A 24,401-nucleotide genomic window follows, 5' to 3' on the forward strand; every position below is an offset into this window, starting at 1 on the left:
TCCAATACGCTGGATCGCCTGAGATGGCCCGTTACGTCGTCAACCGCCTGGCACAGGCGATCATGCTGCTCGTGATCGTCTCGGGAATCGGCTTTGCCATCCTGCATCTGGCGCCGGGCGGCCCGCTGTCGCAGTTCGCGGCGTCCGCACAGATGACGCAGGAGGATCTCGACCGCGTCACCAGGCAGCTCGGCCTCGATCGTCCGTTGCCGATCCAATATCTCGACTGGTTCGGCCGCATGGTGCGGGGTGATTGGGGCAAGTCCTATCGCGACGGCGAGGCGGTGCTGTCGGTGATCTCCTCGCATCTCGGCGCCACGCTGGAGCTGATGGCGACGGCGACCATCATCGCGGTGCTGCTCGGCTGCTGGATCGGCATCCTGGGCGCGCTACGCCGCTACTCGCTGTTCGATACGCTCGCCACCGTCGGCGCCATGATCGCGCTGTCGATCCCGACCTTCTGGTTCGGCCTCGTCACCATCTACGTCTTCTCCGTTAAGCTCGGCTGGCTGCCGGCGGGCAACCGGCACACCATTGGCGACGGCTCCTTCCTCGACCTGCTGCATCATCTGATCGCGCCGGCCATGGTGCTGGCCCTGGTCGAGACCGCGATGTGGGGCCGCTTCATGCGCTCGTCGATGCTTGAGGTGATCAACCAGGATTACATCCGCACCGCGCGCGCCAAGGGCATGCCGGAATGGCGCATCCTCACGGTGCATGCGCTGCGCAACGCGCTGCTGCCGATGATCACGGTCGCAGGCCTGCAGTTTCCGACGCTGCTCGGCGGCGCGCTGGTAGCGGAGACCGTGTTCACCTGGCCGGGCATGGGTCGCCTGTTCCTGGATTCGATTGGCTACCGCGACTATCCCGTGGTGATGGGCATCCTGATGTTCTCGGCGACAATGGTGCTGATCGGCTCGCTGCTGGCGGACATCCTCTATGCCGTCGTCGATCCGCGCATCCGGGTGGGCTAGGCAATGGCGACTGCAGCCCTCTCCACCGTTCAGCTCGCGCCCGGCCAGGCCGCGTGGCGGCGCTTCCGCCGGCACCGGCTGGCGCTCGCGGGCGCATTGATCATCCTCGTGCTCGTGCTCGGCTCGGCGTTCGGTCCCTTCCTGCTGCCGTTCGACGACACCTACATCGACATCATGAAGCGGTTCGCGCCGCCGCTCTCCGGCGCGCACATCCTCGGCACCGACGAGCTCGGCCGCGACGTGCTGGCGCGGCTCATGATGGGCGGCCGGGTCTCGCTCTCGATCGGCATCGTCGCGATGGTGATCGCGATGGCGGTCGGCATCGTCGTCGGCGCCTTTGCCGGCTTCTATGGCGGGGCGGTCGGCGCGGTGCTGATGCGGCTCGTCGACGCCGTGCTGTGCTTTCCCACCATCTTCCTGCTGCTGGCCCTCGCAGCGCTCACCGAGCCCGGCCTCGTCACCACCACCATATTGATCGCCGCTACGGCCTGGATGGCTGTGGCCCGCGTGGTCGAAGCCCAGGTGCGTTCGCTGCGCGAGCGTGAGTTTGCGGTGGCCGCGCTCGCCTTCGGCTCCTCGAACCTGCGCATCATGTTCCGCGAGCTCGTGCCCAATGCGATCGCGCCGATCGTCGTTGCCGCGACGCTCAACGTCGCCAAGGCGATCCTGCTGGAATCCTATGTCAGTTATCTCGGCTACGGCATCCAGCCGCCGGCGGCGAGCTGGGGCAACATGCTCAACAATGCGCAGATCTATCTGACCAGCGCGCCCTGGCTCGCGATCGCGCCGGGCGTCGCCATCACGCTCGCGGTGACCAGCTTCAACTTTCTCGGCGACGGCCTGCGCGATGCGCTCGATCCGCGCATGAACATCCCGTGACGCGCAAGACCTCTGATGCGCAAGACCTCGAACTGAACTCCAGGAGTGCCCCATGTCCCCGCCGCTCAACCGCATCAACAGCGATGAACGCCTGCCGGCGCAGGTGGACGTCGTCGTCATCGGCGGCGGCGTCATCGGCGTCTCGGCCGCCTATCATCTGGCGAAGAAGGGGCACTCCGTCGCGCTGGTCGAGAAGGGCCATGTCGGCGGCGAGCAGTCGAGCCGCAATTGGGGCTGGTGCCGCCAGCAGGGCCGCGCCCGCGAGGAGATCCCGCTCGCGCGCGAGGCGCTGCTTCTGTGGGAGGACATGCAGAACGATGCCGGCGTCGATGCCGGCTTTCGCCGCACCGGCGTGTTGTTCCTGACCAAGAGCAAGGATGAGCTCGCCAGCTGGGAGCGCTGGGCCGCGGTCGCGCGCGAGCAGCAGGTCCACTCCACCGTCCTGACGCCGGCCGAGGTCGCCGAGCGCATGCCCGGCAACGCCGACACATGGGTCGGCGGCCTGCACACGCCGAGCGATGGCCGCGCCGAGCCGTCGATGGCTGTCCCTGCGCTCGCCACCGCCGCGCGCAAGCACGGCGTCACCATCCACCAGGGCTGCGCCGCGCGCGGGCTGGAGACGACAGGCGGGCGCGTCAGCGCCGTAGTCACCGAGAAGGGCACCATCCGCACGCAATCCGTGCTGCTGGCGGGCGGCGCGTGGTCGTCGCTGTTCTGCCGCCGCCACGGCATCGAGCTGCCGATCGGCCTCGTCAACGCCACCGCGTGCCGGACCACGCCGGGACCGGAGATCACCTCCGGCGCGCTCGGCACCGATTTCTACTGCATCCGCCGCCGCCTCGACGGCGGCTTCACGCTGGCGCTGCGCAACCGCGGCACGGTCGAGCTGTCGCCGGACCTGTTCCGTTACGCGCGCACGTTCTGGCCGACCTATCAGCATCGCAAGAACGGATTGAAACTCTCATTCGGCAAGTCATTCTTCGACCAGATCATGCGCGGCATCAGCTGGAGCTTTGACAAGCCGTCGCCGTTCGAGGCCGAGCGCGTGCGCGATCCCGCGCCGGACATGTCGCTGGTCAATGCGGCACTGGCGGCGCTGATCAAGTCGAATCCGGAATTGAAGGACATCGAGATCGCCGAGGCCTGGGGCGGCACCATCGACTGCACGCCCGATACGATTCCGGTGATCTCGCCGGTCGATGCGCTGCCGGGTTTCTTCCTCGCGACCGGCTTCTCGGGCCACGGTTTCGGCATCGGTCCAGCCGCCGGCAAGCTTGCGGCCGACCTCGTGACCGGCGCGACGCCGCTGGTCGATCCCGCCGCCTACAGCCACAAGCGCATGATCGACGGCCGCCGGCTCGCACCGGTCAGCCCGTTCTGAGGCCGGCATGACGGTTCTCTACAAGGCCAACATGGTGCGCGGTGCCGAGTGGGCGCGCTTCTTCGCGGAGCGCGCGCCCGACACCCCGTTCCGGCTCTGGCCCGACATCGGCGATCCCGCCGCGGTGCGTTATCTCGTGGCCTGGGTCCCGCCGGATGATATCGCGGCCACCTTCCCCAATCTCGAGCTGGTCTTCTCGGTGGGCGCGGGTGTCGATCAGTTCGACACCACGAAAGTCCCACCGCACATCCCGCTGGTCCGCATGCTGGAGCCCGGCATCGCCGAGACCATGGTCGAATACGTCACCATGGCCGTGCTCGCCCTGCATCGCGATCTCCTCGATTTCATCGGCCAGCAGAGGCAGCAGGTCTGGCGCGAGATCCGGATCACGCCGGCCAGGCGCCGGCGCGTCGGCGTGATGGGGCTCGGCCAGCTCGGCCAGGCGGTGCTGGAACGGCTCAAGACGTTCGGCTTTCCGCTTCTTGGGTGGAATCGGTCGCCGCGCGAGATCGAAGGCGTCACTTGTTACGCGGGCGCAGGCGCCCTGCCGGAGTTTCTGGCGCAGGCCGACATTCTCGTCTGCCTGCTGCCGCTGACGGATCAAACGCGCGGCATTCTCAATGCCGAGCTGTTCGCGCGCTTGCCGCGCGGGGCAGGGCTCGTCAATGTCGGCCGCGGCCCGCATCTCGTCGAGGCCGATTTCCTCGCAGCTCTCGACAGCGGCGCGCTATCAGGTGCGGTGCTCGACGTCACCGATCCCGAGCCGCTGCCTGCAGGCCACCCGTTCTGGAGCCATCCGCGCATCCTCCTGACGCCGCACAATGCCAGCATGACGACGCCCGATACGGCCGTCGATTTCGTGCTCGACATCATCGCGCGTCACCGTCGCGGCGAGGAATTGCCGGGGTTAGTCGATCGCAGGCGTGGTTACTGAGGGCGTGATGGTGATGAGAATAGCGGTGCAGCCGCAGGCTCCTCTTACCTCTCCCGCTTGCGGGAGAGGTCGGCGCGCAGCGCCGGGAGAGGGCTCTCTCCTCTTGGGGGTTCTCGCCTGCGGAGACACCCTCGCCCCAACCCTCCCCCGCAAGCGGGGGAGGGAGCGCACCGTCTCCGCAGCTAGCTTCGGGGACCTCGCATGAGCATCGGCACAAAAAGATCTGATCAGGCCGTTGCCGTGGCGCAGGCCCCAGTGCTCTCCGTTGCCGGCCTCACCACCTCCTTCATGCTCGAGCGGCAATGGATTCCGGTCGTCCGCAACGTCTCGTTCGACATCGCGGCCCGAGAGACCGTGGCGATCGTCGGCGAGTCCGGCTCGGGCAAGAGCGTTACCGCGCTGTCGATCATGAGGCTCGTTCCGAGCGAGATCGGCCGGGTCGAGGGCCGGGTCATGCTGGCGGGGCGCGATCTGCTCGCGCTGCCCGAGGCTGATATGAAGGATATCCGCGGCAATGACGTCGCGATGATCTTCCAGGAGCCGATGACGAGCCTCAATCCGGTGCTCACCATCGGCTTCCAGATCGCGGAGGCGCTGATCCAGCATCGCGGCCTGTCGCGCGCGGCGGCGGAGGCGGAGACCATCCGCCTGCTCGATCGCGTCCGCATCCCTGCGGCGGCGTCGCGCTTCCACGAGCATCCGCACCGCTTCTCCGGCGGCATGCGCCAGCGCGTGATGATCGCGATGGCGCTGGCCTGCAAGCCGAAGCTTCTGATTGCGGACGAGCCGACCACCGCGCTCGACGTCACCATCCAGGCCCAGATCCTGGAACTGCTCAAAGAGCTTCAGCAGGAAGAGGGGATGTCGATCCTCTTCATCACCCACGACATGGGCGTGGTCGCCGAGATCGCTGACCGCACCGTGGTGATGTATGGCGGACAGGCGGTGGAGATGGACGCCACCGCCCGCATCTTTGCCGCGCCTCTGCATCCCTATACGCGCGCGCTGCTCGCGGCCGTGCCGCGGCTCGGCTCGATGGACGGGCGGACGCGGCCGATGCGGTTTCCCATCGTCGACAAGGTGACGGGCACGTCGGACGAGCCGGCCGAGACGCCCGATACGGTCTCGCCCGCCGAGCGGCCTTTGCTCGAAGTCTCAAACCTCACGACGCGCTTTCCGATCCGCTCGGGCCTGTTCGGCAAGGTCTCGGGCCGCGTCCACGCGGTCGAGAACGTCTCCTTCACCCTGCGCGCCGGCGAGACGCTGGCGCTGGTCGGCGAATCCGGCTGCGGCAAGTCGACCACCGGCCGCTCCATCCTGAAGCTGACGGAGCCGGATAGCGGCACCGTCCTGATCGACGGCCAGGATGTGCTGGCCATGAACGGCCGGGCTCTACGCGATATCCGCAAGCACATGCAGATCGTGTTTCAGGATCCGTTCGCGAGCCTCAATCCGCGCATGTCGGTGGGAACGGCGATCGCTGCGCCACTGCTCGCCAACGGGCTCGCGACGGCGTCGCAGGCGCGCGACAAGGTCGCCGACCTGCTCGTCCGTGTTGGCCTTTCCGTCGACATGGCTGCGCGCTTCCCGCACGAATTCTCCGGCGGCCAGCGCCAGCGCATCTGCATCGCGCGCGCGCTCACGCTCGGGCCGAAGCTGATCGTCGCGGACGAAGCGGTGTCTGCGCTCGACGTCTCGGTCAAGGCGCAGGTCGTCAATTTGATGCTCGACCTGCAGGCCAGCATGGGCCTCGCCTATCTCTTCATTTCACACGACATCGCCGTGGTCGAGCAAATGAGCCACCGCGTCGCCGTGATGTATCTCGGCGAGATCGTCGAGATCGGCCCGCGCGCGTCGGTGTTCGGTAATCCGCAGCATCCCTATACGAAAAAGTTGATGGCCGCAGTGCCGGTGCCCGACCCGTCACGCCGCGGCACCCGGCGCCAGGCCTCCAACGACGAGATCAGAAGCCCGGTCCGCGCGCCGGATTATCAGCCGCCGGTGCGGCAATATCGCGAAGTGTCACCGGGCCACGTGGTGCAGGTGTGGGGCGAGGAATGGTCGGTATGAGGCTGCAAGCTTCACGAAGCCAAGCGCGGATCTTTGATTTCGGCCAGACGTCATCAGCTTGCTGACCAACCGCGCGTTGCAGAGCCAGCATGTTCGCCCTCCGTTATCGCGACAAGGCAGGCGCGTCCTCCGGAAATTGTGACCGAATAGAGCGACAGGGAAGAGCCGTGTGTGAACCGCTTCATACGCAATCGCTCTCCCTCTGAATTACCACTCTCGCAACGAAATTGCCGCACCCGGTTCATTTCTAACACGGATGAGAGGCAATGCCTGCGCAGCCTTATGCTCGCAGCTTTGGATTGGCTCCGTCTCGCTCACGAGCAAAGCCAATCCCATCACTCAGCAAAGATCCTTCAGAAATTGGAATGAAAGGGCATTCGCGCAACTCACGCAGCTTCTGTTCGGGGTCGGCCGGTAGGCTGCTACTTACTCAGAAGGAGCTCCTATGAAGATAAGCAGCGCAATTTCCAGCGCCTTCTCCGCAACAAGGCGCGTCGGCAATTTTCGGATCGCCCGTTCCAGTTTGATCAAATCGGCCCATCTTCTTGAAAGAATCGGGCTGGCCGCCGTTGGGGCCTCCGGCGGACTCTATGTTGGTGCGACCCTGTTACGTCAGAAAGCCGGTCTGTTTGAAAGCGGCTGGATCGTCCTGATAGCGATGCTCTACGGAGCTCTGAGTTACTATGTGGGAATTGATTTGTCCGGCAATGTCGAACGGAAGCCGGCATCGAGCATCTCGGAAGAATGGAACGGGTCCGAGCCGGTCGAGCTCATGAGCGCCGCCGGAACGTTCGGCGCGGCAATCGCTGCAACTCTGTCCGTCAGCATCCTTGTCCTTGATCAAAATCTACCGAACGGCCTGATCGGCTTCGTTGCCGGCTGCTGGGTGGTAGGTTCGTCGCTCCAGGTTGCGGCGGGCACGATGGCTCGCTACGAAGCGCCTGTCAGCGAGCAATGAAGGAGCACCGTCGCGGAAGACAACCGCTCGGCACAAGCCGCAGTGTTGGTTCGGTTCCGGTTCGAAACGAGCGCGACGACTCTTCGCAACCTCTGCCGTCCAATGCTGCGTGCCAACGATGTTTGGTAGCAAAGCCGTTCGCATCGAGCAGCGTCACTGCTTGAAGCGATATCGGCATTGAGAAACCCAGGTTATCGCGCAACAAACAAGACGTGCCATCATGCTGGTGTTGGTATATTGTCCCCGCGCGCCGTGGTCCAAAATTTCTGCTAACCGCCAACCACACGATCGGTGGAGCCAATGCAGATTGCGGAGTGGCTCGAGAAGCTGGGGCTTGCGCAATACGCGGAGCGCTTTGCCCAAAATGGGATCGACATAGGCGTCCTTCCCGAACTGATGGACGAGGACTTCGATAAGCTCGGAGTCCTGCTCGGCCATCGCCGCAAGATGCTGCGTGCTATCGCTGACCTCGATCCGGCCGCGTTGATCGCATCTCCCGCTCCTCGTCAGGACGCCGAGCGGCGTCACCTCACGGTCATGTTTTGCGATCTGGTCGGCTCGACTGCGCTCTCAGCGCGTCTCGATCCCGAGGATATGTGGGAGGTGATCCGGGCCTATCGCGCTGCCTGCGCGAGCGTGGTTGCTGCTTATGATGGCAGGATCGCCAGATTCGTCGGTGACGGAATACTCGTCTATTTCGGCTATCCGCGCGCCCACGAAGATGATGCCGAGCGCGCGGTGCGCGCCGGCCTCGACATGATCTCCGCGATACGCCAGCTCAAGACAGGGACTGACGAACGAGCTGAACTGCGGATCGCAATTGCGACCGGACTTGTGGTGGTCGGCGACCTCATCAGCGGAGATGCATCGGAGGAGCACGCAACCATCGGCGACACACCAAACCTCGCCGCCCGGCTCCAGAGCCTGGCAGAGCCGGGGGTCGTCGTCGTTGCTTCATCGACGCGCCGGCTGCTTGGCGATCTCTTCTCCCTGCGCAATCTCGGCCGTCGGGAGGTCAAGGGAATGGCAGACCCCATCGCGGTCTGGGCGGTGGAAGGCGCGACCGCATCCGAGAGTCGCTTCGAGGCAGTCCGTGCCGCGCGCTCGATCGGTTTTGTCGGCCGCAAGAACGAGATCGAGTTCATCCTCTCGCGCCAGCGTGAGGCATGGCAGGGGCGGGGCCAGTTCGTGTTGATTTCCGGCGAAGCGGGCATCGGCAAGTCGCGTATTGTGGCGACGTTGTCGGAAAGCCCCTCGTTGGGGTCGCACCGTCGCGTGCGATATCAGTGTTCGCCTTACCACACCAATAGTGCGCTTCATCCCTTCGTCGCGCAGCTCGAGCGCGCCGCCGGAATTCGCTCGCACGACACGGCAGATCAAAAGCTCGACAAGCTCGAGGCAATGCTCGCAATAGGAACCCAGCAGGTCGCCCGGGCAACACCGCTCATTGCGGCTCTGCTTTCGATTCCCACCGGCGACCATTGCCCGCCCCTCGGTTTGAGTCCGGCGCAGCAGCGGCGGCAGACATTTGCTGCCCTTCTCGATCAACTTGAGGGACTGGCGCGAGGCCAGCCGCTGTTGATCATCTGCGAGGATATGCATTGGGCCGATGCCACGACACTTGAACTGTTCGATCTTGCGGTCGATCGGATCAGAGGACTGCCGATACTCGTGCTCTTGACGTCCCGGCCGGAGTTCGAGCCCTCCTGGTCGGGCCTTGCCAACGTCAGTCTGTTGCGGCTCGACCGGCTCGATCGGCAGGACACGCGCGCGCTCGTCGAGCAGATTGTCGTCGGTCGCCAGCTGCCACGTGAGATGATGGAGCAGATCGTCGACAAGACCGACGGCATTCCGCTATTCGTCGAGGAATTGACCAAGATGGTGCTGGAGTCCGGGCTGCTCGTTGAGGATGCCGGGCGCTACCGCCTGAATAATCCGCTGCCGCCGCTTGCCATCCCTGCGACGCTGCAGGATTCGCTGATGGCGCGGCTCGATCGGCTCGCTCCGGTCAAGGAGGTGGCCCAGATAGGAGCCGCCATTGGCCGCGACTTCTCGTACGCGCTGCTGAAAACCGTGGCGGAACGCGACGATCTGACGCTGGGCGCGGCGCTGGGACAACTTGAAGAAGCCGAACTGCTGCTGCGTCGTGGGACACCGCCCGAAGCAAATTACAGTTTCAAGCACGCCCTTGTTCAAGAAGCGGCCTACGAGAGTCTGCTCAAGAGCAAACGGCAGGTGCTTCACACACGGATTGGCGATGTCCTGCGCGACAAGTTTCCAGTCGTCGCCGAGACCGAGCCGGAAGTTCTCGCGCACCACTTCACCGAGGCGGGGCTGAGCGAGATCGCCCTCGAATGGTGGCGCAAGGCGGGCCAGCAGGCGTTGAAACGCTCGGCCTATTCCGAGGCGATCGCGCATCTCGGCAAGGCCATCGCGATCGCCGATCAATTGCCTGGCGAGCCCCACCGGATGATGGGCAGGCTGCATCTTCAAATCGCATATGGTCGTGCCTTGCGGGGCAGCCTCGGCCACAGCGCTCCGGAAACGGTCGCCGCATGGACGCGCGCGCGACAATTCGCAGCCGGTATCGATGATCCCGTTGAACTTGCGCCGGTCCATTCCGGCCTCTTCAATGCCTGCCTGACCCATGGCGAACTTGCTCCGATGCGGGAGCTGGCGGATGCCATCAGGAGCGCCGCTGAGCGACGGCCGGACTCGCCGGTGGCCGCCGTCGTGGCCCATTGGACTGGGGGCGTGACCTGCTGGTTCGCCGGCGAGTATTTGAACGCGCGCACGCATCTTGAGCGGGCCCTGGCGATCTATCGGGCCGAACCGGATCCCGCGACCTTCAGGGCTTCGGCGCTGGATCTCCCGTTCGTGATCATGCGATTTCTCGCTTTGGTGCTCTGGCCGCTCGGCGACATCGCTCGTGCGCGCAAGCTCGCCGCGGAAGCGGTGGGTACTCCGGGAGAAAAGCGGGCGCTGTCCCAGGCCAATGCGCTGGTTCATCGCGCTGTGTTCGACGGAGTATGCGGGGGCATGTTGCAGCAGACAGAGACGATCCTGGCGCTCGGTCTGGCACGCGACCACACGATGCCGCTGTACGTGGCCGCCGGCACCTACCTGAACGGCCTCGCCAAGTGGCGTGCAGGAGACCGAATGGCCGGACTGGCGGACATGCGCCACGGCTGGACCTTCCTGCACGAGAACGATTGCTACCTCTGCGAACCGTTCTGGGGGATGCATGTAGCCCTGGCGATTGCAGATCTAGGCGGAGTCGAGACCGGGCTGGAAATTCTGGACGAATTGATCGCCGGGACGGGACAATCCGGCCAGCATTGGCTTGATGCCGAGCTGCATCGTGTCCGCGGTAAACTCTTATCGCGCCATAATCCTTCGGACGAATCCAGTGCCGAAGACGCCCTCAAGCGGGCGCTGGACATCGCACAATATCAGCAGACCAAGACTTTCGAGCTGCGCAGCGCCCTTGAACTTGCACGCCTGTACAAGACAAATGGCCGAGCGCGTACGCTATCCGAAGTTCTCGCTCCCGTGCTCGCCGAATTCGAGGCGGAACAAAATCTTCCGGAATCCGTGGAAGCGAAAAAGCTGCTCAAGCAAGAGCATGAGGCACTTGCCGTTTCCCCAGGCCGGACGTCGTATGGGCAGAGATGACCCTCACGAATTCACGTGCACGAAATCGCGCAGCAGCGGATAGATCTCGTTGTTCCAGCGCTTGCCGGAGAACACGCCGTAATGGCCGACGCCGGCCTGCATGTGGTGGACGCGGCGATAGGCGCGCACGCCGGTGCAGAGGTCCTGGGCGGCCAGCGTCTGGCCGATCGAGCAGATGTCGTCCTTCTCGCCCTCGACCGTCATCAGCCCCATGCGGCTGACCGCCCTGGTGTTCACGGGACGGCCGCGATGCATCAGCTTGCCTTGCGGCAGGAGGTGCTCCTGGAACACGTCGCGCACGGTCTCGATGTAGAATTCGGCCGGCAGGTCCATCACGGCGAAATATTCGTCGTAGAAGGTCTTGATGGTCGCGGCCTTGTCCTTCTCGCCCTTGGCGATGTGGTTGGCGAGGTCCATGTGCTGCTTGATGTGGCGCTCGAGATTCATCGAGACGAAGGCGGTGAGCTGCACGAAGCCGGGATAGACCTTTCGCAGCGCGCCGCGGCACTGCACCGGCACGTAGTTGATGAGATTGCGCTCGAACCATTCGATCGGCCTGCTCTTGGCGAATTCGTTGACCCTGGTCGGCTGAATCCGCGTGTCGATCGGGCCGGCCATCAGCGTCAGCGTCGCCGGACGCGAGGGATGGTTGTCCTCGCACATGATCGCGGCGGCCGCGAGCGCGGAGACGGACGGCTGGCAGATCGCCACCATGTGCGGGCGCGGCCCGAGCTGCCCGAGGAAATCGATCAGGTGCTCGGTGTAGTCGTCGAGCCCGAAGCGGCCCTCGCTGCGCGGGATGTCGCGCGGATTGTGCCAGTCGGTGATGTAGACGTCGTGGTCCTGCAGCAGCGTCTTCACGGTGCCGCGCAGGAGCGTCGCGAAGTGTCCGGACATCGGCGCGACCAGCAGCATGCGCGGCTGCTCGCCGACGCCTTCTTTCTTGAAGTGCAGCAGCGAGCCGAACGGCGTCGCGTAGGCGATCTCCTCGCTGACCGCGACCTCGCGGTTGCCCACCATGACGCTGTCGATGCCGTAGGCGGGACGGTCATAGGTGAGGGTGGAGCGCGAGATCAGCTCCAGCGCGGCCGAAAGCCGGCCGACCACCTGGTCCGATGAGCGCTGAGGCACCAGATTGAGGAATTTGAGTGCGGACGAAGCCCCCGCGCGCCATGGCGCCGTCAGGTCCATGTGGTTCTGAAAAGCCTGATAATACATCGACATCATACTGAAGCGCCCACTTGCCGCCTGTCGTGATGCAATATCGAAGCCAGACGGGAGCCGGACCGCCCGGAAAATTGGCACGTCGCTTGCTGCGCCCCGGGCGGGTAGGCACAGATCACGGGCACGCACGCGCGGGCGGTGCGTTGCCCAGGCGTGAGGGAAGGGCTCTATGGCGAAGGCGACACTGACCATCAGCAGCAAGAACTACTCGTCCTGGTCGCTGCGTGGCTGGCTGCTGACGAAATTCTCCGGGCTCGACTTCGAGGAGATCGTCACCGCGCCCGACGATCCGTCCGCGCGCGCCGAGATCCTGCTGCTGTCGTCCTCGATCCTGGTGCCGTGCCTGCGGCACGAGGGCGCCGTGGTCTGGGACACGCTGGCGATTGCCGAATATCTCAACGAGGTCATGCCGGACGCCGGCCTGTTGCCGGCCGACCGCATCCAGCGCGCCCATTGCCGCTCGATCTCGGGCGAAATCCATTCCGGCTTCACCACGCTGCGCGCCTCGCTGCCGGTCAACCTGAAGGGACACTTTCCCGGCTTCAAGATCTGGTCGCGGGCGCAGGCCGATATCGACCGGGTCTGGTTCATCTGGCGCGACTGCCTGGAGAAATCGGGCGGCCCCTTCCTGTTTGGCGAGAAGCGCACCATGGCGGATGCGATGTACGCTCCCGTCGTGACGCGCTTCGTGACCTATGACGTCAAGCTCGCACCGCCATTGAAGGCCTATGCCGACACCATCATGGCCATGCCCGAGATGCAGGAATGGGTCGCGGCGGCAAAGGAGGAGCCGGCCGAGATCGAGGAGCTCGAGGTCGAATATTAGGCAGGCCTTGCACGTCCTGCCTGTTTCGGGGGCGATCGCCCTCCCACTGCGGACCGCAGCGCTATGCCTTTGCAACAATTAACCTTTGGACCCGGTGACAGGCGCCTGCGATCCTTCAGGCTGCGCAGATGTTGTGCGCGCCTGCCGAACCGCAGCGAGATCTAGCCGTGAACAGGTGCGTACAAGGCGTTTCGGCTGATTCGGACGTGATTCGTTCGGGCCGCGTTCCGAAGGTTAAAGCGCAGCGCGGCCCCGTCGCATTTTGAAACAGACACCGCCTTCAGGCGGCCCCGCGCTGCTTCACGCGCGGCAGGCGCCAGCCGATCACGGTTGCTTCCACCGCAATCCCGGCCTCGTGGTTTTGCCAGCGTCCCTCGACATAGCGGCAGGCGAACGGCAGTTGATAGGTCCCGCTGTGATCCTCGCACAGCACTTCGAGTGGCAGGCCCGGCGGTGGTTCTCCGGCGCCATCGAATTCCGCCAAACGTCTATCGCGCGTTGCCATTCTAATATTCTCCCCTAAACAAAGCCGCGGACAGAGCGCCCACTTCTTCCGCGCGCGGATCGTTCCCCGTCCGAGGGAACAGACGCAAGCTCAACGCGAGAATGAGGTGCGAGTGTGGTAGCCTTACGTTGCAGCGCGCAAACAGCGCACATTGATGTGATCGACTGATAGAGGAACTTTCATGCTGCTTCGAAACGCCGGCATTTGTTTCGCAATGTTGCTGCTCGCCACGCTGGCGCCTCTGCCGGTGCTCGCGCAGGACGTGCCCGGCATCGAAATCTGCACGGTCGAGAAGACCATGGAGCGCCGCACCAGCTGCCTCCAGAGCAATGTCGATTTCCTGCAGAAGACGATCACCAAGCTCGCCCTCGATCATCAGCAGAAGCTGGATGCGGCGGGGCGTCAGATCGACGCGTTGAAGACAACCATCGCCGGCCTGCAGAAGACGCTTCTCGATCTCCAGGCCGCGCAGGCAAAGACCGCCGAAGACCTGAAGAAGAAGCAGGACGCGCCGCCGCCGAAGGACGCAACGAAATAGGCGCGCCGATCACGCGATGCGATAACGCTCCATCACGCCACGATCGGGCTCGTAGCCGAGCCCGGGGCCCGCGGGCACCGCGACATGGCCGCTTGCATCGACATCGGCGCGGCCGCCCCAAAGACAGGCTTCGCGCTTCAGATAGAACATCTCGACCAGCCCGTCGTCGCGCGTCGCGAGCAGATGCAGCGTCGCCAGCAGGCCCGGGCCAAAATAAGGAGAGTGCGGCACGATCTTGACGCCGGACCGGTCGGCCAAGCCTGCGACCTTCAGGAATTCCGTGATGCCGCCGACCTTGATGACTGACGGCTGTGCGTGGCTGACCGCGCCCGCCTCCATCATCTGGCGGAATTGATACTCGGTGCAGGCATTCTCACCGGCGGCAACTCCGACGCCGCTCTTGCTGCGCACCTCGGCAAGCGTGGCGAAGTCTTCCGGCGGCCAGACCGGCTCCTCCAGGAACATCGGCTGCGCGTTGCGGCATGTCGCCGCGAACGCAATCGCCTGCTCCCCGGTCAGCGGGCAGTTCATGTCGACCATCAGCGGAATGCTCGGGCCGATCGCCGCGCGCGCGGCAAGCACCGCAGGCGTCGTGGTCTCGTGCAGCTTGATCGCGCCATAGCCGAGCGCGAGCGCCTTCCTGCATTCGGCGGCGATGGTGTCGGGCGCGCCGATCCGGAGCAGGCTCGCGTAAGCCGGAATCGCGGTGCGCCTGATCTCGCCCAGCAGGCGATGCAGCGGCACGCCGGCGACCTTCGCGGCCAGGTCCCACAATGCGATATCGAGCCCGGAGATCGCGAACATGGTGATGCCGTAGCGGCCGAACAGATGCAGGTTGCGCTGGATCTGCTCCATCACCGCGGCAATGCCGGCCGCATCGGGCACCTTCAGCCCGCGGGCCTGCGGCGCGATCATCTCCTCGACCGCGCTGCGCGTCGTGCGCGGGCAGACATAGGCGAAAGCATCGCCCCAGCCGGTCAGCCCGGCATCGGTCGTGACCTCGACGAGGACCATGTCGAGGGCCGTGATGGCGGAAGCGCCCTGGCGGAAGCTCGCGACACCGGCATCATAGGGGATGCGGATATGGTGCGCCCGCACATCGGTGATTTCCATGACCCGGTTCCTCTTTCTCGTGAGCGGTTTCGGCGAGTGTAGCCACGAACACCGGGGCGTTGCCAGGGGCCATTGCCGGACTATGCTCATGCGAAGCACAGCAATGCCGATCAAGCAGAGCGATGGAGACCGGCGCATCATCGCCGCGCTTCGAACGAGGTTTGAGCCGCCATGAATCCAGCCCAGCGCGCGCTCTGGTATATCGAGAGCCATCTGGCCGAGCCGATAACGCTCGACGAGATCGCTGCGATCTCGGGCGTGTCGCGGTTCCACATCGTGCGTGCGTTCGCCGCGGCCGTCGGTCTGCCGGTGATGCGCTACGTGCGCGCGCGGCGGCTGAGTGAGGCGGCGCGCAGTCTGGCAAAGGGCGCACCCGACATCCTGTCGCTGGCGCTGGAGGCGGATTACGGCTCGCACGAAGCTTTCACCCGCGCGTTCCGCGACCAATTCGGCACCACGCCCGAAGCGGTGAGGGCGGCAGCGTGCGTCAACCAGCTCAGGCTACAGGAGCCGATCCTCATGGACTCCACCATGCTCGACCATCTTGCCCCGCCGCGCTTCGAGACGGCAAAGGCCTTCCTCGTCGCCGGTCTCGCCGAGCGCATCTCCTGCGACAACGGTGCCATGATCCCTGGTCTATGGCAGCGCTTCAATCGGGAGGTTGCCGACATTCCCGCGCGCATCGGTAACGTCGCCTACGGCGTCTGCTGCAATGGCGATGATGCCGGCAATTTCGATTACATCGCCGGCCTCGAGGTCGCCGATTTCTCCGACCTGCCGCGCCGCTTCGGCCGCATCCGCATTCCGGAGCAGCGCTATGCGGTGTTCACGCACGAGGACCACGTCGCCTCGATCCGCCGCACCGTCAACACGATCTGGAATCAATGGCTGCCGGCGTCCGGGCTGAAAGCCGCGGACGCGCCGAACTTCGAGCGCTACGACCAAAAATTCGATCCGGCGACCGGCAATGGCGGCTTCGAAATCTGGATACCGGTGCGGGAGTAACCACGCAACGCTGGCATACCGTCCCGCTTGCTTGGCAAGCCGCGGCGACTTTGCCATAACCGCAGGCAAATCTTGCCTGCGGAGCTCCGTGCCGGACATCCCGTGCAAGCCATAACAAGCAGCCGGGAGGGTCTCCAATGTCCAACGTCCGCGTTCTCGCCACCGACCTCGAATTTCCCGAAGGGCCGGTCGTGATGCCGGACGGCTCGGTGGTGCTGGTGGAGATCCGCGGCCAGCGCCTGACGCGCGTCTATCCCGACGGTCGCAAGGAGATCGTGGCCAGGATTCCCGGCGGCCCGAATGGCGCCGCGCTCGGACCCGACGGCAAGATCTACATCTGCAACAATGGCGGCTTCTCCTGGATTCCGGCCGGCAAGATGATCATGCCGGGTCCGCAGCCGGACGATTATCTCGGCGGCGCGATCCAGCGCGTCGACCTGCAATCCGGCAAGGTCGAGACCGTCGTGACAAAATGCGGCGCCCACGATCTGCGCGGGCCGAACGACCTCGTCTTCGACAAGCACGGCGGCCTCTGGTTCTCCGATCTCGGCAAGCGCCGCGCGCGCGAGATGGACGTCGGCGGCATGTATTACCTCAAGCCCGGGATGAGCGAGATCGTCGAAATCGTGCACGGCGTATTGCCGGCCAACGGCATCGGCCTGTCGCCGGACGAGAACATTGTCTACATCGCGGAAACGCCGACCGGCCGGCTCTGGGCCTATGAGCTCTCGGCGCCGGGCACGCTCAAGCCGCGCGATCCGATCTATCGCGGCGAGCGCGGCCAGCCGATCTGCGGCCTCGGCGGCTACCAGATGTTCGACTCCCTCGCGGTGGAAGCTGGCGGCAATGTCTGTGTCGCCACGCTCGTCTCCGGCTGCATCTCGGTGATCGCGCCCGACGGCACCCTGGTGGAACAGGTCCCGACCGGCGACCGCGTCACCACCAACATCGCCTTCGGCGGCCCCGAGCTGAAGACGGCCTACATCACGCTGTCGGGCAAGGGCGAGCTGATCGCCATGGACTGGCCGCGCGGCGGATTGCCGCTCAATTTTCTGAACAAGTGACAATCGCGAAAATCGCGATTGTCATCCCGGGGCTATGCGGAGCATAGAACCCGGGATCTCGAGATTCCGGGTTCTGCTCTTCGAGCCGCCCGGAATGACGGCAGTCATTATGGAGTGAGATATGCCCTGGCCCGATCCCGTCACCCTGCGTGGACAGCACGCCCGTCTCGAGCCGCTGTCGCATGACCATCGCGAGGGGCTGGTCGAGGCCGTCAAGGACGGCGAGCTGTCAAAACTGTGGTACACCGCGATCCCGCTGCCGGAGAACATGGGCAAGGAGATCGACCGCCGCCTGGGCCTGCAGGCCGCGGGCTCGATGCTGCCGTTCACCGTGTTCGATGCCGGCGGCCGGATCGTCGGCATGACCACCTACATGAACATCGACGCCACCAACCGCCGCGTCGAGATCGGCTCGACCTGGTATGGCAAGAGCGCCCAGCGCGGCCCGCTCAACACGCAATGCAAGCTGCTGCTGCTGCGCCACGCCTTCGAGCCGTTGAATTGCATCGCGGTCGAGTTCCGCACGCATTTCTTCAACCACCAGAGCCGCCGCGCCATCGAGCGCCTTGGCGCGAAGCAGGACGGTATCCTGCGCAGCCACCAGATCGCGCCGAACGGCACGTTGCGCGATACTGTCGTCTACAGCATCACCGCCGCCGAATGGCCGACGGTGCAGGCGCATCTGGAATTCCAACTCAACGACAAGCCGCGTTAGGGCGGCCGAGGGACCATGGATAGATTCGACTATGTGATCGTCGGCGCGGGCTCCGCCGGTTGCGTGCTCACCAGCCGGCTCAGCGAGGATCCCAACACCAGCGTCTGCGTGCTCGAGGCGGGCCCGAGGGACTGGCATCCCTACATTCATCTGCCGGCGGGCTTCATCAAGACCTTCCACATGAAGAGCATCAACTGGGCTTACCAGCAGGAGCCCGGTCCCTGGACCGGCGGGCGCAGCATCTATGCGCCGCGCGGCAAGACGCTGGGCGGCTCGTCCTCGATCAACGGCCATATCTACAATCGCGGCCAGCGCATGGATTTCGACACCTGGGCGCAGATGGGCAATCGCGGCTGGGGCTATGCCGACGTGCTGCCCTATTTCCGCCGGCTGGAGAAGCGGATCGGCGAGGGCGAGGACACCTATCGCGGCCGCGACGGCAACCTCATCGTCACCACCATGAACTGGCGCGATCCGCTCTGCGAGGCCTTCATGGAAGGCGCGGTCTCGCTCGGCATTCCCCGCAATCCCGATTACAACGGCAAGACCCAGGAAGGCGTCTCCTACTGCCAGCGCACGATCAACAACGGCCTGCGCGTCTCCGGCGCCACCGCGTTCCTCAAGCCGGCGATGAAGCGGCCCAACGTGCATGTGCGCACCCATGCCCACGCGACAGAGATCATCTTCGAGGGCAAGCGCGCCGTCGGCGTGCGCTACACCAAGGGCGGCCGCGGCGGCCAGCCGGTCGAGGTGCGCGCCAACAAGGAGGTGATCCTCTCCGGCGGCAGCTATAATTCGCCGCAGCTGCTGCAACTCTCCGGCATCGGCTCGCCGGATCTGTTGCAGCAGCACGGCATCGCGGTGCGCCACGCGCTGCCCGTCGGCGAAGGCCTGCAGGACCACTACGCCCCGCGCACGGTGGCGCGGGTCAAGGACATCAAGACGATCAACGAGCTCCGCCGCGGCTTCTCGCTGTGGATCGAGGCGTTGAAATGGGCGACTCAGCGCAAGGGCCTGCTCTCGCTGTCGCCGACGATGGTCTATTGCTTCTGGCATTCCGGCGAGAGCGCGGAGAGCTCCGACCTGCAGCTCACCTTCACGCCGGCGTCCTACAAGGAAGGCGTGCAGGGCCAGCTCGAGGACGAGCCTGGCATGACGGTCGCATCCTGGCAGCAGCGGCCGGAGAGCCGCGGCTATGTCCGGATCCGCTCGAACGATCCGTTCGCGCCGCCGATCATCCAGACCAATTATCTCGACGCCGAGCTCGACCGCCGCGTCATCGTCGGCGGCATGAAGCTCGCGCGGCGCCTCTTGAAGAGTGCGCCGCTGTCGCCCTATTACGCCTACGAGGATTTCCCCGGCCCCAACGTCAACACCGACGACGAGTTCCTGCACGCCGCCACCGAGCGCGGCACCACCACCTTCCATCCCGGCTGCACCTGCCGCATGGGTCCGGCGGACTCCACCTGGGCGGTCGTCGACGACCAGCTCCGCGTCCACGGATTGGAAGGCCTCCGCGTCATCGACGCCTCTGTGATGCCGCGCATGATCTCGGCGAATTTGAACGCGTCGACCATGATGATCGCGGATCGTGCCTCGGACCTGATCCGCGGCAAGCAGCCGATGGAAGCCGCAAGGATTCCGGACGCAGCGGTGGCGTGAGGCCTTCGTAGGGTGGGTAGAGCGGAGCGAAACCCATCATCGTGCAGCGATTGCTGAAGCGAGATGGGTTTCGCTCCGCTCTACCCATCCTACAAGACTTGCGCTCCTAATTGAGCGCAGGTGACTACAGCTTCCAAAGGTTGTGCTATCATGAGGCATGACGTCCTATCGACGTAACTTCATTCCCGGCGGAAGCTTTTTCTTCACGGTCAACCTCGCCGATCGTCGTCAATCGCTTTTGACGGCAAACATTGATCTATTGCGCACAGCTTTTCGTGAGATACGCGAACGCCATCCATTCACGATCGATGCCATCGTGGTGCTGCCCGAGCATCTTCACACCGTTTGGACGATGCCTGACGGAGATGCTGATTTTGCAATGCGCTGGCGGCAGATCAAATCCGCCTTCTCGCGTAACCTCGCGACCGAGGAACCGATCTCGGCAAGTCGCTCAGGCAAGGCAGAGCGCGGCATCTGGCAGCGCCGCTACTGGGAGCACACCATTCGCGACGAAGAGGATTACGCCCGGCACATCGACTACGTGCACATCAATCCTGTGAAGCACGGACTTGTCGATCGAGTTCGCGATTGGGCGCCATCGTCGTTTCATCGCTATGTCGCCCTGGGTACCTATCCAGCAGATTGGGCCGGCGATCTGTCGCAACGCGATGACGGCGCCAAATTTGGAGAACGGAAATGATAGGGCATAGGAGCGTCCCACTCAAGTCTCGTGCCCCGGACGCGGCGCAGCGTCACTTCGACGGTGCGCTGCAGAGCCGGACCATGTCGCAGCAATGTACCGTGTGGCCCCTGCGTCCCGGCTCTGCGCAGCAGCGTTTCACGCTGCAACGCATCCGGGACACGAGACCTACACTTCCCGTCGGCTCAAGAACGCCAGCCGCTCGAACAGGTGCACGTCCTGCTCGTTCTTCAGCAGCGCGCCATGCAGCGGCGGGATCAGCTTGCGCGGGTCGCGTTCGCGGAGTTGCTCGACGCTCATGTCTTCGTTCAGCAGCAGCTTGAGCCAGTCGAGCAGCTCCGAGGTCGACGGTTTCTTCTTCAGGCCGGGCACCTCGCGCACCTCGAAGAAGATGCGCAGCGCTTCCTCGACCAGGCGCTTCTTGATGCCGGGGAAGTGGACGTCGACGATGCGGCCCATCGTGTCGGCATCGGGGAACTTGATGTAGTGGAAGAAGCAGCGGCGCAGGAACGCGTCGGGCAGCTCCTTCTCGTTGTTGGAGGTGATCATCATGATCGGGCGCTGCTTCGCCTTGATCGTCTCGCCGGTCTCGTAGACATGGAATTCCATGCGGTCGAGCTCGAGCAGCAGGTCGTTCGGGAATTCGATGTCGGCCTTGTCGATCTCGTCGATCAGCAGCACCGGGCGCTGCTCGGCCGTGAAGGCCTCCCACAGCTTGCCGCGCTTGATGTAGTTCCGGATGTCGGATACGCGCGCATCGCCGAGCTGGCTGTCGCGCAGCCGCGACACCGCATCGTATTCGTAGAGGCCCTGCTGCGCCTTGGTGGTGGACTTGATGTGCCAGGTCAGAAGCGGCGCGTTCAGCGCCTTCGCCACTTCCTCCGCCAGCACCGTCTTGCCGGTGCCGGGCTCGCCCTTCACCAGGAGCGGACGCTCCAGCACGATCGAAGCATTGACGGCGACCTTGAGATCGTCGGTCGCAACATAGTCCTTGGTGCCGGTAAATTTCATCGCGCGTCCTTGTTGGTCGTCGTCCCGGGGATTGCCAATTGCATTGCCTCGGTCGCGACATGGGAACGGCCGCGCAGGGCGGCCGTTCCTGGTTCGGTCAGGCTTTCAGACCCGTTTTACCAGCGAAAGGATGACCAGCACAATCACCGCGCCGATCGTGGCGTCGACGATGGCGCCGATCGTGCCGGTTGCCAGCTGGATATGCAGCTGCGGCAGTACCCAACTCGCCACCAGCGCGCCGATGATGCCGACGACGATGTTGCCGACCAGCCCAAATCCCGCCCCGTGGACAATCTTGCCCGCGAGCCAGCCTGCGATCGCGCCGATGATGAGCGCTGCGAGAATTCCCATTGCAAACGTCCCCAAAACAACCCCTTCAGGCCACTAATTCTAGAGCAAAATGCCTGCCGGTCCAGCGTCTCGCAGTGGCCTCCGCCCCTTGACGTCAGCCACCCGACGGGCAATCTGTCACCCATGTTCTTGCAATTCTTCACCTCTCTGCGCGATGCGCAGGTCCCCGTGACGCTGCGCGAATACCTCACGCTGATGGAGGCGCTCGACGCCGACCTTGCGGACTACACGGTCGAGAATTTCTACTATCTGTCGCGCGCCTCGCTGGTGAAGGACGAGCGCAACCTCGACAAGTTCGACCGCGTCTTCGGCACCGTGTTCAAGGGGCTGGAAAGCCTGCTCGACGCCATGGAGAAGGCGGAAATTCCCGAGGAGTGGCTGAAGAAGCTCGCCGAGAAGTACCTGACAGAGGAAGAGAAGAAGCAGATCGAGGCCATGGGCTGGGACAAGCTCATGGAGACGCTGAAGAAGCGGCTCGAGGAGCAGAAGGGCCGGCACCAGGGCGGCTCGAAATGGATCGGCACCGCCGGCACCTCGCCGTTCGGCGCGCATGGCTACAATCCCGAGGGCGTGCGCATTGGCCAGGAGAAGAACCGCAACAACCGCGCCGTGAAGGTGTGGGACAAGCGCGAGTTCAAGGATCTCGACGGCAATGTCGAGCTCGGCATCCGCAACATCAAGGTGGCGTTGCGCCGCCTGCGCAAGTTCGCCCGCACCGGCGCGCCCGACGAGCTCGATCTCGACACCACGATCCGCGAGACCGCCAATCACGGCTATCTCGACGTGCACATGCGCCCCGAGCGGCGCAATGCGGTGAAGCTCCTGGTGTTCTTCGACATCGGCGGCTCGATGGATGCGCATATCGAGCAGGTCGAGGAACTGTTCTCGGCGGCGAAGAGCGAGTTCAAGCACATGGAGTATTTCTACTTCCACAACTGCCTCTATGAGGGCGTGTGGAAGCAGAACAAGCGCCGCTTCACCGACCGCACGCCGACCTGGGACGTGCTGCACAAATACCCGCACGACTACAAGGTCGTGTTCGTCGGCGATGCCTCGATGTCGCCCTACGAGATCATGGTGCCCGGCGGCTCGGTCGAGCACGTCAACGAGGAGCCCGGCTCGGTCTGGCTCGACCGCATCATCCGCACCTATCCGCACACGGTGTGGCTGAACCCGGTGCAGCAGAAGCACTGGGACTATTCGGAATCCACCACGATCATCAAGCGCATCTTCGCCAATCGGATGTATCCGATCACGATCGAGGGGCTGGAGAACGCGATGAAGGAATTGACGCATTGATACCTCCCGTCGTCATTCCGGGGCGCGACGCAGTCGCGAACCCGGAATCCATCGGGCCGCAGTCCGTGTAGATGAATGGATTCCGGGCTCGATGCTGCGCATCGCCCCGGAATGACGAAAGAAGAGAAGGGAAGACCCATGCCCCAGACCATCACCCGCGGCATCAAGGCGCTGATCGACGAGGCCAATGCCGAGATCGAGACGCTCTCGGCCAAGGACGCGATCGAGATCTCTAAGAACGGCGACGTCGTCATCGTCGACATCCGCGATCCCCGCGAGATCGAGCGCGACGGCCGCATCCCCGGCGCCTTCGCCTGCACGCGCGGCATGCTCGAATTCTGGATCGACCCGCAGAGCCCCTACGCAAAACCGATCTTCCAGGAGGACAAGAAGTTCGTGTTCCATTGCGCGGGGGGCTTACGATCCGCGCTTGCGGCCAAGACCGCGCAGGACATGGGCCTCAAGCCCGTCGCCCACATCGCCGGCGGCTACGCCGCCTGGCGCGACGCCGGCGGGCCCACGGAGAAGTGGGAGCCGAAGAAGAAGGGGTGACTTGGTCACACGCGGGCTTGACCCGCGTGTCCATCATTTCAAGAAGGATGGATTGCCGGGGCAAGCCCGGCAATGACGACTGGAGAGTACAGACGCATGACCGCCACCGACCCCCTCGTCTCCACCGAATGGCTCGCCGCGCATATCGGTGATGCCAACGTCAAGATCCTCGACGCCAGCTTCAAGCTGCCGGGCGTGCTGCCGCTGCCGAAGGACGACTACCTCGCCGCGCATCTGCCGGGCGCCGTGTTCTTCGACGTCGATGCGGTGTCGGATCATTCCAACCCGCTGCCGCACATGTTTCCGAGCGCGGAGCAGTTCGGCCGCGACGTCGGCAATCTCGGCATCTCCAACGCGGACACCGTCGTGCTCTATGATGCCGGCGGCTGGGTCGCAGCGCCGCGTGCGTGGTGGATGTTCCTGTCCTATGGCCATAGCAACGTGCGCATTCTCAATGGCGGCCTGAAGAAGTGGCGCACTGAGGGACGCGCGACCGAGAGCGGCGAGGTCAAGCCGAAGCCGGCGACCTTCACGGCGAGCTATGACGCAAACCGCGTGCGCAGCATGCAGCAGCTGATCGCCAACGTCGAAAGCCGCAAGGAGCAGGTGGTCGACGCGCGCGCTGCCGATCGCTTCGAGGGCCGCGCGCCCGAGCCGCGGCCGGGCATTCGCTCCGGCCACATCCCCGGCGCCCGCAACGTGCCCTACAATCTGCTGTTCGATGCCGCGACCGGCGAGATGAAGCCGCTCGACGCGCTCCGCGCCGCCTTCACCAATGCCGGCGTCAAGCTGGATGCGCCGATCGTGACGAGCTGCGGCTCCGGCGTCTCCGCCGGCGTGCTGACGCTCGCGCTCTACCGCCTCGGCATCACCGACACCGCGCTCTATGACGGTTCGTGGTCGGAATGGGGCCAGGCCGGAGGCCCGGCCATCGCGACCGGCCCGGCGTGAGGTTGTCGGAGTGA

22 protein-coding genes are annotated in these 24,401 nt (G+C 64.6%); 17 read left to right on the forward strand and 5 right to left on the reverse strand.

Features of this window, described 5'->3' with window-relative positions:
- Positions 1 to 23: 23 nt before the first annotated feature.
- The 7 genes from P0R31_RS02055 to P0R31_RS02085 all read left to right on the forward strand — a co-directional run bounded on the left by P0R31_RS02055 (position 24) and on the right by P0R31_RS02085 (position 10,871).
- Positions 24 to 974 carry an ABC transporter permease gene (locus tag P0R31_RS02055; protein WP_275512631.1) on the forward strand — a complete coding sequence of 317 codons (951 nt, stop codon included), beginning with the start codon at positions 24 to 26 and terminating at the stop codon, positions 972 to 974.
- Between the two features lie 3 nt (positions 975 to 977).
- Positions 978 to 1,853, forward strand: a complete 876-nt coding sequence (locus P0R31_RS02060) for an ABC transporter permease (protein ID WP_275512632.1) — start codon at positions 978 to 980, stop codon at positions 1,851 to 1,853.
- A 52-nt stretch (positions 1,854 to 1,905) separates the two neighbouring features.
- Positions 1,906 to 3,234 (forward strand): NAD(P)/FAD-dependent oxidoreductase, encoded by a 1,329-nt coding sequence (locus tag P0R31_RS02065; RefSeq protein ID WP_275512633.1) that lies wholly within the window; start codon positions 1,906 to 1,908, stop codon positions 3,232 to 3,234.
- A gap of 7 nt (positions 3,235 to 3,241) precedes the next feature.
- Positions 3,242 to 4,168, forward strand: coding sequence for a 2-hydroxyacid dehydrogenase (locus P0R31_RS02070; protein ID WP_275512634.1), 927 nt, complete (start codon positions 3,242 to 3,244; stop codon positions 4,166 to 4,168).
- Between the two features lie 201 nt (positions 4,169 to 4,369).
- Complete coding sequence (locus P0R31_RS02075) at positions 4,370 to 6,238, forward strand: ABC transporter ATP-binding protein (RefSeq protein ID WP_275512635.1); 1,869 nt, start codon at positions 4,370 to 4,372, stop codon at positions 6,236 to 6,238.
- 445 nt (positions 6,239 to 6,683) lie between these two features.
- Positions 6,684 to 7,196, forward strand: coding sequence for a hypothetical protein (locus tag P0R31_RS02080; RefSeq protein ID WP_275512636.1), 513 nt, complete (start codon positions 6,684 to 6,686; stop codon positions 7,194 to 7,196).
- Positions 7,197 to 7,496: 300 nt separating this feature from the next.
- A complete protein-coding gene (locus P0R31_RS02085; RefSeq protein WP_275512637.1) occupies positions 7,497 to 10,871 on the forward strand; it encodes an adenylate/guanylate cyclase domain-containing protein in 3,375 nt (1,124 codons plus the stop codon).
- 3 nt (positions 10,872 to 10,874) lie between these two features.
- On the opposite strand, the gene P0R31_RS02090 is transcribed toward P0R31_RS02085, so the two are convergent.
- The gene (locus P0R31_RS02090) at positions 10,875 to 12,098 is read right to left on the reverse strand and encodes a polyhydroxyalkanoate depolymerase (RefSeq protein ID WP_275512638.1); all 1,224 of its coding nucleotides are present in this window, start codon (positions 12,096 to 12,098) and stop codon (positions 10,875 to 10,877) included.
- A gap of 166 nt (positions 12,099 to 12,264) precedes the next feature.
- Here P0R31_RS02090 and P0R31_RS02095 point away from each other — a divergent pair, with 166 nt between their 5' ends.
- Positions 12,265 to 12,921: a glutathione S-transferase family protein gene (locus P0R31_RS02095; RefSeq protein WP_157281691.1), complete on the forward strand. Its 657-nt coding sequence runs from the start codon at positions 12,265 to 12,267 to the stop codon at positions 12,919 to 12,921.
- A gap of 280 nt (positions 12,922 to 13,201) precedes the next feature.
- On the opposite strand, the gene P0R31_RS02100 is transcribed toward P0R31_RS02095, so the two are convergent.
- Positions 13,202 to 13,426, reverse strand: coding sequence for a hypothetical protein (locus P0R31_RS02100; protein ID WP_024339451.1), 225 nt, complete (start codon positions 13,424 to 13,426; stop codon positions 13,202 to 13,204).
- A gap of 181 nt (positions 13,427 to 13,607) precedes the next feature.
- On the opposite strand from P0R31_RS02100, the gene P0R31_RS02105 reads away from it, so the two are divergent.
- Positions 13,608 to 13,964, forward strand: a complete 357-nt coding sequence (locus P0R31_RS02105) for a hypothetical protein (protein WP_275512639.1) — start codon at positions 13,608 to 13,610, stop codon at positions 13,962 to 13,964.
- Positions 13,965 to 13,973: 9 nt separating this feature from the next.
- Here the strand turns inward: P0R31_RS02105 and P0R31_RS02110 are convergent, their stop codons facing one another.
- Positions 13,974 to 15,077 carry a mandelate racemase/muconate lactonizing enzyme family protein gene (locus P0R31_RS02110; protein WP_275512640.1) on the reverse strand — a complete coding sequence of 368 codons (1,104 nt, stop codon included), beginning with the start codon at positions 15,075 to 15,077 and terminating at the stop codon, positions 13,974 to 13,976.
- Positions 15,078 to 15,248: 171 nt separating this feature from the next.
- Here P0R31_RS02110 and P0R31_RS02115 point away from each other — a divergent pair, with 171 nt between their 5' ends.
- From P0R31_RS02115 to P0R31_RS02135, 5 genes are all read left to right on the forward strand, one after another.
- Positions 15,249 to 16,082 (forward strand): AraC family transcriptional regulator, encoded by an 834-nt coding sequence (locus P0R31_RS02115; RefSeq protein WP_275512641.1) that lies wholly within the window; start codon positions 15,249 to 15,251, stop codon positions 16,080 to 16,082.
- A 137-nt stretch (positions 16,083 to 16,219) separates the two neighbouring features.
- Positions 16,220 to 17,146 carry an SMP-30/gluconolactonase/LRE family protein gene (locus tag P0R31_RS02120; protein WP_275512642.1) on the forward strand — a complete coding sequence of 309 codons (927 nt, stop codon included), beginning with the start codon at positions 16,220 to 16,222 and terminating at the stop codon, positions 17,144 to 17,146.
- Positions 17,147 to 17,267: 121 nt separating this feature from the next.
- Positions 17,268 to 17,861 (forward strand): GNAT family N-acetyltransferase, encoded by a 594-nt coding sequence (locus P0R31_RS02125; protein WP_275512643.1) that lies wholly within the window; start codon positions 17,268 to 17,270, stop codon positions 17,859 to 17,861.
- Positions 17,862 to 17,876: 15 nt separating this feature from the next.
- A complete protein-coding gene (locus P0R31_RS02130) occupies positions 17,877 to 19,523 on the forward strand; it encodes a GMC family oxidoreductase (protein ID WP_275512644.1) in 1,647 nt (548 codons plus the stop codon).
- Between the two features lie 157 nt (positions 19,524 to 19,680).
- Positions 19,681 to 20,223 (forward strand): REP-associated tyrosine transposase, encoded by a 543-nt coding sequence (locus P0R31_RS02135; protein WP_275512645.1) that lies wholly within the window; start codon positions 19,681 to 19,683, stop codon positions 20,221 to 20,223.
- A 168-nt stretch (positions 20,224 to 20,391) separates the two neighbouring features.
- Here the strand turns inward: P0R31_RS02135 and P0R31_RS02140 are convergent, their stop codons facing one another.
- Complete coding sequence (locus P0R31_RS02140; RefSeq protein ID WP_080134205.1) at positions 20,392 to 21,234, reverse strand: AAA family ATPase; 843 nt, start codon at positions 21,232 to 21,234, stop codon at positions 20,392 to 20,394.
- Between the two features lie 105 nt (positions 21,235 to 21,339).
- Positions 21,340 to 21,585, reverse strand: a complete 246-nt coding sequence (locus tag P0R31_RS02145) for a GlsB/YeaQ/YmgE family stress response membrane protein (protein WP_275512646.1) — start codon at positions 21,583 to 21,585, stop codon at positions 21,340 to 21,342.
- Positions 21,586 to 21,708: 123 nt separating this feature from the next.
- On the opposite strand from P0R31_RS02145, the gene P0R31_RS02150 reads away from it, so the two are divergent.
- The 3 genes from P0R31_RS02150 (at position 21,709) to sseA (ending at position 24,387) form a co-directional block, all read left to right on the forward strand.
- Complete coding sequence (locus P0R31_RS02150) at positions 21,709 to 22,884, forward strand: vWA domain-containing protein (RefSeq protein WP_027560727.1); 1,176 nt, start codon at positions 21,709 to 21,711, stop codon at positions 22,882 to 22,884.
- Positions 22,885 to 23,022: 138 nt separating this feature from the next.
- Entirely contained in the window at positions 23,023 to 23,436 is a 414-nt protein-coding gene (locus P0R31_RS02155; RefSeq protein ID WP_024339461.1) for a rhodanese-like domain-containing protein, read from the forward strand.
- Positions 23,437 to 23,532: 96 nt separating this feature from the next.
- A complete protein-coding gene (sseA, locus tag P0R31_RS02160) occupies positions 23,533 to 24,387 on the forward strand; it encodes a 3-mercaptopyruvate sulfurtransferase (RefSeq protein WP_275512647.1) in 855 nt (284 codons plus the stop codon).
- Positions 24,388 to 24,401 lie beyond the last annotated feature (14 nt).

Source organism: Bradyrhizobium yuanmingense, from assembly GCF_029167105.1.
GTDB lineage: Bacteria > Pseudomonadota > Alphaproteobacteria > Rhizobiales > Xanthobacteraceae > Bradyrhizobium > Bradyrhizobium yuanmingense_A.